Below are 13,063 nucleotides of genomic sequence, written 5' to 3' on the forward strand. Positions count from 1 at the left end.
AAAGTCTAAAAATATGTCTAGAAAAAACCAAACGTTAGGAGAATTTATTATCGAAAACCAATCGTCTTTTAAATACACTTCTGGTGAATTATCAAGATTAATAAACTCTATTCGTCTAGCTGCGAAAGTGGTAAACCACGAGGTAAACAAAGCCGGTTTAGTAGATATTATTGGAGCTGCTGGAGACACTAACATTCAAGGTGAAGACCAACAAAAATTAGACGTATACGCTAACGAGAAGTTTATTCAAACCTTAACAAATAGAAATATTGTTTGTGGTATTGCTAGTGAGGAAGAAGATGATTTTATCTCAATAAACAGTCAAGACGAAAATAACCAAAACAAATATGTAGTATTAATAGATCCTTTAGATGGCTCTAGTAATATTGATGTTAATGTTTCTGTAGGTACTATTTTCTCAATTTACAGACGTGTAACACCTGTTGGAACTCCTGTAACTATTGAAGATTTTCTTCAAAAAGGAAATCAGCAAGTAGCAGCTGGTTACGTTGTTTACGGGACTTCTACTATGCTAGTTTATACAACTGGAGATGGTGTAAATGGTTTTACATTAAATCCTGCTTTAGGAACGCTTTATTTATCGCATCCAAACATGCAATTCCCTGAAGATGGTAACATCTACTCTATAAACGAAGGTAATTACAACCATTTTCCACAAGGCGTTAAAGATTATTTAAAATATTGCCAAAAAGAAGAAGATAATAGACCATACACGTCTAGATATATTGGTTCTTTAGTTTCAGATTTTCATAGAAACATGATAAAAGGTGGTATTTACATTTATCCAAAAAGTTCTAAGAATGCTGCCGGTAAACTACGTTTACTTTACGAATGTAACCCTATGGCTTACATTGCAGAACAAGCTAATGGTAAAGCAAGTGATGGCTTTACAAGGATTTTAGACATAGAACCAACAGAGCTGCACCAACGTGTTCCTTTTTTCTGCGGAAGTAAAAATATGGTAGAAAAAGCAGAGAACTTTATGCAAAATGCTCAAGAAGCATAGTATTCTAATAAATTTTGCTATTTTTACCGCAGTTTATTAAACGAAATGGTAATGGCAAAGAACGATAATAACACAAATAACAACGCAAACGATTCTACTTCTAAAATTGATGCGATAAAGCAGCTTATTTTTGGTGAAAACATCCAAGAATATAATCATGAATTTGAAGCTGTAAAACAAGACATCCTTAAAAAGAAAAAAGAATTAGAAAGCTTACTTGATGATGTTAAGGCGGAGTTACTTCAAAATATTGATAACTTAAGTACAGATATTAATATAAGAATTACCGAATTAGAAAACACCTTAGAAGACAAGGCAGATGTTCTTGAAGAGAAAAAATTAGATCGTAAACTTTTTGGCGATTTACTAATTAAACTTGGCGAGAAAATAAGTAACTAATTTGATTCTCACGCCATGAATCAAGACGAAAAACTTTCTATTTTAAAAGACATCTTACTAACAGATGAGCGTGAGTATGCAAAAAAAGTAGAAGAAAAGCTTAAAGTTGTTGAAGACATTGTAAATAAACAGAAGCAACTATCTGAGCGCGTAGATCCAATAATAGACCAAAAACTCGACGATTTTGTTTCACAAATACCCAAAACTTTAGGACCTGTAATTACAGAAGCATTAAAGACTGAAATTAAAAACTCTCAAGATGCTGTTGTAGAAGCTTTATTTCCAATTATTGGAAAAATGATAAAAAAGTATGTACAACAAGAAATGCAAATTCTATCTGAACAGATAAATGCTAAAATGAATAGTGCATTTTCTTTTGAAGGTTTAAAACGTAAATTTAAATCTAAAAGAACTGGCGTAAGCGAAACAGATTTAATGCTACAAGAACTCGCACAACCAGTAATAGAGCAAATTATGGTTATAGAGAAAGGTTCTGGCATAATTATTTCAGAATACTCTAAAACACAAGCCATAGACGAAGACATGGTCTCTGGTATGCTTACTGCAATTAAAAGTTTTGCAGAAGATGCCTTTGAAAAAGAAAACCAAGAGTTAAATTACATAGAATACGACAGTTTTCATATACACCTTCAAAATTTCTCAGAATATTACATTGCAGTAATTATTGCTGGCCCTTATAATATTGTTTTTAAAAGTAAACTTGAAGACAAGCTATTAGATTTTGCGCAAAACTACATAAACAAAGAAGACATAAAAGATAGCGATTTGTTTTCTAAAAAATTGAAATCGTTTTTCGAGTAACTATTTCTATATATAAGTAATTATACTATATCCTTTTCTTATTTTTGCCTAGCTATAACTATAGCATTTTTTTAATTAAAAAATTAAAGTTATATTTCTAAATGAAAATTTCTAAAAAAATAGTTTTATTAGGTCATTTTGGTGTTGGCAAATCTTCACTTATTAGACGTTTTGTAGAAAACACATTTTCTGAAGATTATAAAGTAACTATTGGTGTTCACATTTTTAAGAAAAATGTAACTATTCCAGAAAAAGGAACAGATGTTTCTTTAGTTATTTGGGATTTAGAAGGAAATGACGACATAAGCAATACTAGACTATCTTACCTTTTAGGTACTCATGCTTTTATTTATGTTTATGATGTAACAAGACCAGCAACATACGAGAAGTTAGAAAGCGAACTAAATTTTCTTAAAGAGAAACAAAAAAACACACCTATTACTGTTGTTGGTAACAAAGAAGATTTGGTTACCAAAGCATATATAAAGCAGAACAGCGATAATTTTGGTCGTTTAACAGATTTCTATGTCAGTGCAAAGACAGGAGGTAAGGTTGATTTTCTTTTTTCTAATTTAGCTGAGTCACTTATTAAATAGGCTAAAAACAGCTTTACAATGCTAGAAGTTTACAAGAAAAAATATATTAAACCAGTTCTACAATATTCAATATTAGATTTCGAAGGAAAAATAGTAGAATCTGATAATGCACTATTTTTAAATTTTAAGAATCAGTACGTAGGAGACATTCATCCTTTTTTTGAAACTTTAACGTCTCTTTTAATTGCAGAGGACAATGAAACTGTTTTTTCTTGTGTTCATTTAAATATTGAAGACAAAGTAATTACCGCAGATATTATTTTACAAACATTTGCTGATGCTAAAAACCCGTTATTAATCATTCACGATTTAACGTCACACTATAGCAATTATCAAACTACAGCGCAAGTAAGAAACGAGTCTGTTATCAACTCTCAAATTTTAGAGTTAAAAAATACATATTTAAAAGAAAAAGAAGTTTTTAAAAATAATTTCATTGCAAACTTTAGTCATGAGTTGCGAGATCCACTAACTGGTATTTTAACGTTTACAGATATATTAAGCAAAACCAATCTAGACTTAAAACAGAAGGATTATATTCAAATATTAAACTCTTCATCAAATTTTTTAAAAAAAATGATTGATGATATTCTAGACATTTCTAAAATTGAATCTGGAAACCTAGAGCTCTCTATTGAGCCTTTTTATCTATTAGAGTTATTAAATGAAATTAAGTTTAATTACAAACTTAAAGCTGAACAAAAAGGATTAGAGTTTAATTATAATTTTGATAGTAAATTACCAGAGATTATAGGTGGTGATGCTAAAAGGTTACAACAAGTTTTAACAAACTTATTAGATAACGCATTAAAATTCACAGATACTGGTAGCATAAGTTTTAATGTATCTTTAAACCAACTTAGAGCTCAAAAAGCAAGTATTCACTTTGAAATAGTTGATACTGGAATAGGTATAAAAGATGAAAACCTTGAAACCATTTTTTCTAGTTTTTCTCAAGTAAGTAACGACCACTCTTATAAAGGCACAGGACTAGGACTTGCTATTGTAAAGCATTTAGTAGAATTAACTAATAGTAAAATAAGTGTTTCCTCTAACTATGGAAAAGGCTCTATTTTTTCTACAAACATTAATTTTGTAGCAAACTCAACTTTAGTTATTAATAAGCCAAAAAACAAAAAAGAAGCAAAATTTGACGTTTCAAGAAAATACAACATATTACTAGTTGAAGACTCTGAAATCACACAACTTTCTGTTTTAAAAATTTTAGCATCACAAGGTCATTTTTTCTTAGATATTGTTACTAAACCCGATGATGCACTTGCAAGAATATCTAACATAGATAGTGAAGTTGATTTGGTTTTAATGGATATTAAGTTAAAAGAATTTCGTGGAGATGAAATTGCAAAACAAATTAGAAAACTTCCAGAACGTCACCAGAAAAAAGTACCAATTGTAGCGATGACGGCTAAAATTTTTAAAGAAGACTTAAAGCGTTATAAAAAAGCAGGGATAAACGATGTTTTAAAAAAGCCTTTTAACGAAAGACAGCTATTAGAAATAATTGCAAACAACCTAAAATAAGCAAAAGAACTTCGCTTATTTGTGTTTTAAAATATTATATCTTTATCTTTAATAAAATTATTGCTAATAATTATTCATGCTCGAGAATTACACTATTCCTTACAACGAAACTACAAACCAAATATTACTTATTAGTGATGAAGGAGTTATTATAGATGCTGAATCTATACTTTTTAAAAATTGTATTGGTAAATCTATAGATAGTTTACATCCTTTTTTTTACAGCATAGTAGGCCTACTAACTCAAAAGAACAAAACCTACAATTTTGAATGTGTGAATTTAGAATTAGATGGCACTAACTATACTATTGATGCTACTTTATACATTAACAACGAAAAAGAACCTTCTGTTTTTGTATTTCAAGAGCTAACAAAACAATATATTTTACTACAAAAAGCAGCTCAAAAAAGAAATGTTGCCGAAATAAAATCACAACTCTTAAGTTTTAACAATAGTATTTTACAAGAAAAAGAAGCCTTTAAAAATAAATTTATTGCAAATTTTAGTAGCGAAATAAAAACACCAGTTAATACTATAAACGGTTTTGTTTCACTTCTAGAAAATACCAATCTAGAACAAAGTCAGCGTTATAATCTTGATGTTATTAAAAACACTAACGACAAGTTAAAAACAATGATTAGCGATATTATAGATATTTCTAAAATTGAAGCAGACTATTTTCCTATACGCCCAATACGTTATAACCTTCACGAAGAATTAAACCTAATTACTACAATATTTACTCAAAAATGTAAAGAGAAAGGCTTAACATTAAAATATAATATTGATCCAGAATGTCCTAAATATGTTATTGCAGACAAGTATAGATTAGCACAAATTGTAAACAATATTATTGGTAATGCAATTAAATTTACGCCCACAGGAAGCATCGAACTAACAACCGAATGTGTAAAAAAAACCGATGATTCTGCTACCTTGTTATTTAAAGTAAAAGACACTGGAGTTGGTATTGAACAAAAGGAAATTGATTCTATTTTTAATAGTTTTCATCAAATCACAAATAGCTTAGTTAATAATGGTGTTGGATTAGGACTTACCATAACAAAAAAGCTTATTCATGCTTTAAAAGGTACAATAACATTGGAAAGTGAAATTGGTGTAGGCTCTACCTTTTCCATTGCTTTAGATTTTAAAATAGCAAAAAACCAAAAGGATGACGCAACAATAACTAAAACCTCGAAAACAACTTCTGAAAATGATTTTAAAATTTTACTTGCAGATCCCTTACGCGATAATCAGGAAAAACTTTTAACTATTATTAGCAAACTAAAAAATTGTGATGTTGTTGTTATAGAAGATGGAGACCAAGTTATAGAAGAGCTTTACAAGACTACTTTCGATCTTGTAATACTAAATCTTAAACTACCAACTACAGACGGCTTAGATACTACACGTTACATAAGACATTCAGAATATAAAGACATTAATAAAATTCCTATTGTTGTAATTAGTGAAAATCCTTCTAAAGAAGAAGAAGCCTATTGTAAGCAAAGAAGAGTAAACAGTTATATTGGGAAACCTTTTGTTAAAGCCGAAATACTAAGAAAACTAAAATATATTATACAAAAAAAGCAAGCTTAACAGCTTGCTTTTTTAATTATGTAAAAGAAGGAATTATCTATTCATTCCTTTTATTTCTTCTGTGAACGTATCTAAATCTACACCATTACTTACTAAAGTTAATGCTTTATCTATTACGTACTTTACGTTCTCTGGGTTAAAACCTAAACCAACAGCAATTTTACGTAATAAAACCTCTTCGTGATCTCCTTTAATATGATCTACGTAAACCATACGAGATAAATCGAACAAACGCTCTAAACGGCTATCGTAAGATGTTGGAGGATTAATTGGATGCGATTGGTAATCCTTTAATATAGTTTTATAATCGTTTTCACCAATGTCTAAATTACGAGCTAAACGATCTAAGAATGTTTTCTCTTCATCGCTAATAATTCCGTCGTCCATTGCCACTCTTACAATAGATGCAAAATGGTCTTCGTTACGCTTCTTAAATCCGCTATCAAATAAATCTGAAAATGACATATATTTTATTTTTTTTAGAGCGTCAAAGATAGTTAAACTTCAAATCTTTTGAAATGAAATCTTTCTTTTTTTAGACATTCATTTTACACCTTTTAACTCGAAAAAAAACACCATACTTTAACAAGTAGTTTAGAGCTAAAAAACGTTACGAAACAAAACGTTTATCGATAATTATAATTTCATAATTACAAATTCAAAAATCTATCTCTTATATTTGTTGTCCAATACTTTTATACGTGAGCAAATCTCTAATCTCGCAAACTTATGCACAGTCTTTGCAAATGCAAAAACTGAACTCTGCTATTGCCAAAACTCAAGAAAAAACAAATAAAACGCACATAAAAGGCCTTATTGGCTCTGCGCTATCATTTGTTATAAACGAAAGCTTTAAAATAGCCGAAAAACCTTTTCTTTTAATTTTTAACGACAAGGAAGAAGCTGCTTTTTATCTTAACGATTTAGAACAACTTATAAATGGTAAAGATGTTTTATTCTATCCTGGAAGTTACAGGAGACCCTATCAAATTGAAGAAACAGACAATGCAAATATACTTTTACGTGCCGAGGTTTTAAACCGAATTAACTCACGTAAAAAACCTGCTATAATTGTTACTTATCCAGATGCACTTTTCGAGAAAGTAGTTACTAGAAAAGAACTAGACCGTAATACTTTAAAAATTAATGTAGGAGATGATCTTAATATCGATTTTGTAAACGAAGTACTTTTTGAATACAAATTTAAACGAGTAGATTTCGTTACAGAACCTGGAGAATTTTCTGTTAGAGGTGGTATTGTAGATGTATTCTCGTTTTCACACGACGAACCTTACAGAATAGAATTTTTTGGAGACGAAGTTGATAGTATTAGAACCTTCGATGTAGAAACACAACTGTCTAATCAACAGATTAAAAAAATTGGCATTATTCCTAATGTCGAAAAAAAGTTTTTAAACGAAACTCGTGAAAGTTTCCTAAAATATATAGCCTCTAAAACAGTTGTTTTTACCAAAAACGTGGAAGTTCTTTTTTCAAGAATAGACGAATTTTACACAAAGGCTGAAGATGCTTTTAAAAACTTATCAACTGAAGTACAACATTCTGAACCAGAAGAACTTTTTTGTAATTCTTCATTATTAAAACGTCAGTTATTAGATTTTAATGTCGTAGAATTTGGTACAGATTCTTGGTTAAAACCTCAAGAAGAAATAGTATTTAATACTACACCACAACCTGCGTTTAATAAGCAGTTCGATTTACTCATCGATAACTTAAACAAAAGCCACAATAATGGTTTTACAAATTATATTGCTTGTGTTAGCGAACAACAAGCAAAGCGTTTTCACGACATCTTTAACGATGTAGAGCAAGATGTAAAATACCAAACTATTACATTATCGCTTTTTCAAGGTTTTGTAGACCACGAAAACAAAATGGTGGTTTACACAGATCATCAAATTTTTGAACGTTACCATAAGTTTCATCTTAAAAATGGTTACGCTAAAAAACAGGCCATAACCTTAAAAGAGATTACTAATCTTGATATTGGAGATTATGTAACACATATAGATCATGGTATTGGAAAATTTGGTGGCTTAAAAAAAATAGATGTCGAAGGTAAATTGCAAGAGGCTATAAAATTGGTTTATGGCGAACGCGATATTTTATATTTAAGCATCCATTCTTTACATAAAATCACCAAATTTAATGGTAAAGATGGTAAACCGCCAAAGGTTTACAAACTAGGTAGCAAAGCATGGAAAGTACTTAAAGAAAAAACAAAATCTAGAGTTAAGCATGTTGCCTTTAATTTAATAAAACTATACGCTAAACGTAAGCTTGAAAAAGGCTACCAATACAAACAGGATAGTTATTTACAACACGAACTAGAAGCGTCTTTTATTTACGAAGACACACCAGACCAAATAACTGCAACTGCAGATATTAAAGCAGATATGGAAAGCGAGCGACCAATGGATCGTTTAATTTGTGGAGATGTAGGTTTTGGAAAAACAGAAGTTGCCATACGTGCCGCTTTTAAAGCCGTAGACAATGGTAAACAAGTAGCCGTTTTAGTACCAACAACTATATTGGCATTCCAACACCATAAAACCTTTACAGAACGTTTAAAGGAGTTTCCTGTAACTGTAGATTATGTTAATCGTTTTCGTACTGCAAAACAAAAACGCGAGACTTTAGATAAGTTAGAAAAAGGCCACGTAGATATTATTATTGGTACGCACCAGCTAGTCAATAAAAAGGTGAAATTTAAAGATTTAGGCCTATTAATTGTAGATGAAGAACAAAAATTTGGTGTTGCAGTAAAGGAGAAATTAAAAACCTTAAAAGACAATGTAGATGTATTAACTTTAACTGCCACTCCTATTCCAAGGACGCTTCAGTTTAGTTTAATGGCTGCACGAGATTTATCGGTAATTACCACTGCTCCACCTAACCGTTACCCTATAGAAAGCAATGTTATTCGCTTTAGCGAAGATACTATTAGAGATGCTGTGAGTTATGAGATACAACGTGGCGGACAAATATTCTTTATCCACAATCGTATAGAAAACATTAAAGAAGTTGCCGGCATGATTCAACGCTTAGTACCAGATGCAAAAGTTGGTATTGGTCATGGACAAATGGATGGTAAAAAACTTGAAGAACTTATGCTTGCCTTTATGGACGGTGCTTTCGATGTTTTAGTAAGTACAACCATTATAGAAAGCGGTTTAGATGTACCAAATGCAAATACCATATTTATTAATAATGCTAATAATTTTGGATTAAGCGATTTACACCAGATGCGAGGTCGTGTAGGACGAAGCAATAAGAAAGCCTTCTGTTATTTTATTACACCTGAGTATTCTGCAATGACAGACGATGCCAGAAAACGTATTCAAGCTCTAGAGCAATTTACCGCTTTAGGAAGTGGTTTTAATATTGCAATGAAGGATTTAGAAATTAGAGGTGCAGGAGATTTATTAGGTGGTGAGCAAAGTGGTTTTATTAATGAAATTGGCTTCGACACCTACCAGAAAATACTTAATGAAGCTATTGAAGAGCTTAAAGAAAATGAATTTAAGGATTTATATGATGAAGACCCTGAAGATAAAGAATATGTAAAAGATATGACTATTGATAGTGATTTAGAGTTACTATTCCCAGATGATTATATTAATAATATAGCCGAAAGACTAAGCCTTTACACACAACTTAATAATTTTAAAACTGAAGAAGAATTAGCCAAATTTGAAACTGAATTAATAGATAGATTTGGAGAACTACCAACGCAAGTAGTCGATTTACTAGACAGTGTAAGATTAAAATGGATTGCTATTAAATTAGGAATTGAAAAGGTAATTATGAAAAATGGTAAACTTACAGGTTACTTTATTAACGATCAACAAAGTCGCTTTTACCAAAGTACAAACTTTAATAAATTATTAAAATACGTACAACAAAACCCTAGAGCTGGAAAAATGAAAGAAAAACAAACCAGAAAAGGATTGCGTTTATTACTTACCTTTGAAAATATTAAAACGGTAGAACAAGCGTTAGCAGTGCTTAAACCAATATTAAACTAAAAAATTATCTTTGGCAAAGTTTTTGCCTTACATGATATAAAACCATTAAAATGACTAGAAAAATACTTTTATTACTTGCTATATTACCTTCGGTATTATTCGCACAACATACCATTAAAGGTACTTTTACTCCTGCCGAAGATTTTAAATTTGCATTCCTATATCGTGTTACTGCAGAAACATCTTTATTTGTTGCAAATGCAGATGTGGCAGAAGATGGTACGTTTGAAATAGCGCTAGACAAAGCTACTATCCCAGGAACTTATCGTTTGGTTTATTCGCAACCTCAAGATCAATTTAATTTCGATTTTATTGTAAACAACAAAGAAGATATTGTTTTAAAATTTGATTTACAAGAAGGTTTATCTTTCGATAAGTCTATAGAAAACAAACTATACAACTCTTACAATAGAAGTATGGCTTTGGTAAATAAAAGCATACGTAATTATTATGGTGCTGGAAAAGAAGACAAAGCAGGTTATTCTAAGATTTTTAGCATTCTAAAAAATACTCAAGAAGAGTTTGAAAAAGCTTCAGAAGGTATGATTGCTAATAACTTTATAAAAGCGTGTAGTCCATACATTCCAAACGAATTAGAAGATGTTTCTACATTTTCTAAAAACATAAAATCTAATTATTTTTCAAATATCGACTTTGGAAATAAAATGCTTCAAGACTCTAACTTCTTAATTAAAACGACAATAGACTATGTTATTGGTTTTATAAACAGAAAAAAACCTGATGTTTCTTATATAGAAAACGTAAATACTGTAGTAAAAGCCATTGGAGACAATCCGAAAATTAAAGGTATTCTTTTAGAAATATTATGGAATCAGTTTTCTGTAGAAAATAACGAAGTAGTAGCTAACTACATTGGTTCTAAATATTTATTAGATATCGCTCGCGCTAATAACGATAACGAGTTAGCAAACAGTATTATCTATTTTAAAAATGCATCTATAGGAAATATAGGCCCAGATTTTAATATTGAAATAAAAGATGAAAACGATAAAATAGAAGTTTCAAAACTTAGTAAACTAGAAGGTTCTAACAACTATCTATTATTCTTTTGGAGTACAACTTGCTCTCATTGTTTAGACGAAATACCGGTACTAAAAGAGTACATACAATCTAAAACAAAAGAAGACATAAAAGTTGTTGCCATAGCTTTAGACAACGATCTATACCGTTGGAAAGATATGACTTACGAATATCCAGATTTTTTACACGTTTTTGGAGAAGGTAAATGGGAAAACCCAATTGGAGACCAATACAATGTAACAGGAACACCTAGTTATTTTGTACTAGATAAAGACAAAAAAATTATCGCTAAGCCAGATGACATTAACGCTTTCAAGAAATACTTTAATGGTTTAATTGAAGCTGAGAAAGAGTAATCTCTACTACTAAAATATAAAAATACGAAGCAAGTGCTTCGCATTTTTTATGCTATATATTTTAATTACAGTACTATTGCTTTAACCAAGAGTCTCTGTTTTTTAAAAGATTTCTGTTTTTATCTTCCGAAATACTGATTGTATATTTTGGGTTCGAAACTAAAGTTAACGCTGTTGTTTTTGTTCCCTTATTTCTAATAAACTTAATAGTTATTGTTTTCTTTTCTGAAGCATCAATTATTGCTTGAACCGTATTTGTTTCATCTACTTTAAGACCATTTACACTTACTAGTTCATCTCCTTTCTCTAATCCTGAAAGATAAGCTGGTGAGCCAATTTTTGCATTTCTAGACACTACATTCTTATTTAACGAGATACCTGAGAAATTACTTTTAGAGTCTTGTTCTATTTTTAATCCTACCGTTTTAAATAATGCTTTATAATCTGGCATCTCACTCTTATAAATATAATTATTGAAGAAATCGTTTCCAAAATCTTCACCAGCATAGGTGTTTAGTAAGTCGTTAAGATTTTTAATAGTATATGGTGTTTCAGTTTTTCCGTACGTACTCCATACCATCTTCATATAACCATCTAAATTCAAACCTTTTTCGCGTAAAGACAAATCTAAAGCCAAACCTAAAACACTTCCGTAAGAATAATAAGAGATGAATGTATTGTCTCTATTTACAGGGTCTATTGACGATGCTGCATCTACAAATGGCGCTTGGTAGCTCATTTCAATAGGATTAAAAAACTGTCTTGCAGGAGAATTCCATACGTAATTAAAAGTACCGTTTAATCCATTCACATAGTCTTCTGGAGTAATAACTCCTGCCCTACACAAAATAAGATTAGTATAATAACTTGTAAAACCTTCTGCAAACCAAAGTTCCCCACTCATGTTTGCTTCTTCAAAATTAAAAGGCTCTAAAGATTGTGGACGAATACGTTCTACATTCCATGCATGGAAAAACTCATGAGAAACTGTACCTATATTTCCTTTCATTCCGCCTTCGGCTAAACCTTCTTTATCTGTTAAAATAGTAGAGTTCCTATGGTATTACCGTTAAAACCAATTTTTATATTCTTTTTCAAGATTATATTTATAAGTCCGCTCATGCCTTCCGGATTGTATTTAGCAGACGGATTGGTAATTAATTCAATACGTTTTTATAGAAGTAGACGGTATTTGTTTTAGTAATTGTGCCGCAGGAATATTAGACAGTTTACCATCTACCATAACACGTACATTAGCATTTCCTCTTAAACTAATAGCGCCAGATTGAGAATCTACACTTACGCTTGGTAAGTTGTTCATTATATCGCTCGCAGTAGGCCCGGAAGTGGTTAAGTCTTTACCAACCGTAATTACTTTTCTATCTACATTTTTGTTGTATTGTTGAGACTTCGCCAGTAAGCTCCACTTCGTCTAAGCTAGTAGCCGCTTCGTAAATTTTGATTTCGCCAAAATCTATTTTACTAATTTTTTTGTCTATTGTTATTTCTCTACTTACCGTTTTGTATCCTAAATACTCGATACTTACATTAGTGGTGCCTTCTGGAATATTTTCCATGTAAAAAGTACCATCGTCTTTAGTAATGCTGCCAGTAATAATTTTTCCGCT

General features: G+C 30.7%; 9 protein-coding genes and 2 pseudogenes. 8 read left to right on the plus strand and 3 right to left on the minus strand.

What is annotated here, in order from left to right; genetic code table 11:
• Positions 1–13: 13 nt before the first annotated feature.
• From fbp to ASC41_RS07620, 6 genes are all read left to right on the plus strand, one after another.
• Complete coding sequence (gene fbp, locus ASC41_RS07595; protein WP_055436040.1) at positions 14–1,027, plus strand: class 1 fructose-bisphosphatase; 1,014 nt, start codon at positions 14–16, stop codon at positions 1,025–1,027.
• A gap of 51 nt (positions 1,028–1,078) precedes the next feature.
• Entirely contained in the window at positions 1,079–1,426 is a 348-nt protein-coding gene (locus ASC41_RS07600) for a hypothetical protein (RefSeq protein ID WP_055436052.1), read from the plus strand.
• A gap of 15 nt (positions 1,427–1,441) precedes the next feature.
• Positions 1,442–2,248, plus strand: a complete 807-nt coding sequence (locus ASC41_RS07605; RefSeq protein ID WP_055436041.1) for a roadblock/LC7 domain-containing protein — start codon at positions 1,442–1,444, stop codon at positions 2,246–2,248.
• Between the two features lie 101 nt (positions 2,249–2,349).
• Positions 2,350–2,844, plus strand: a complete 495-nt coding sequence (locus ASC41_RS07610) for a Rab family GTPase (protein ID WP_055436042.1) — start codon at positions 2,350–2,352, stop codon at positions 2,842–2,844.
• Between the two features lie 18 nt (positions 2,845–2,862).
• Positions 2,863–4,386 carry an ATP-binding protein gene (locus ASC41_RS07615; protein ID WP_055436043.1) on the plus strand — a complete coding sequence of 508 codons (1,524 nt, stop codon included), beginning with the start codon at positions 2,863–2,865 and terminating at the stop codon, positions 4,384–4,386.
• A gap of 76 nt (positions 4,387–4,462) precedes the next feature.
• Complete coding sequence (locus ASC41_RS07620; RefSeq protein WP_055436044.1) at positions 4,463–5,989, plus strand: ATP-binding response regulator; 1,527 nt, start codon at positions 4,463–4,465, stop codon at positions 5,987–5,989.
• Between the two features lie 33 nt (positions 5,990–6,022).
• Here ASC41_RS07620 and ASC41_RS07625 read toward each other — a convergent pair whose 3' ends face one another.
• A complete protein-coding gene (locus ASC41_RS07625; RefSeq protein WP_055436045.1) occupies positions 6,023–6,454 on the minus strand; it encodes a TerB family tellurite resistance protein in 432 nt (143 codons plus the stop codon).
• Positions 6,455–6,690: 236 nt separating this feature from the next.
• Between ASC41_RS07625 and mfd the strand changes: the two genes are divergently transcribed.
• Positions 6,691–10,038, plus strand: coding sequence for a transcription-repair coupling factor (gene mfd, locus ASC41_RS07630; RefSeq protein ID WP_055436046.1), 3,348 nt, complete (start codon positions 6,691–6,693; stop codon positions 10,036–10,038).
• A 50-nt stretch (positions 10,039–10,088) separates the two neighbouring features.
• Positions 10,089–11,435: a TlpA family protein disulfide reductase gene (locus tag ASC41_RS07635; RefSeq protein WP_055436047.1), complete on the plus strand. Its 1,347-nt coding sequence runs from the start codon at positions 10,089–10,091 to the stop codon at positions 11,433–11,435.
• Between the two features lie 73 nt (positions 11,436–11,508).
• Here ASC41_RS07635 and ASC41_RS07640 read toward each other — a convergent pair.
• Positions 11,509–12,495 (minus strand): annotated as a pseudogene (locus ASC41_RS07640) (M61 family metallopeptidase); the annotation flags it as partial.
• Between the two features lie 2 nt (positions 12,496–12,497).
• Positions 12,498–13,063 (minus strand): annotated as a pseudogene (locus tag ASC41_RS16605) (carboxypeptidase-like regulatory domain-containing protein); the annotation flags it as partial.

This window comes from Lacinutrix algicola (genome assembly GCF_001418085.1).
Taxonomy (GTDB): Bacteria; Bacteroidota; Bacteroidia; order Flavobacteriales; family Flavobacteriaceae; genus Lacinutrix; species Lacinutrix algicola.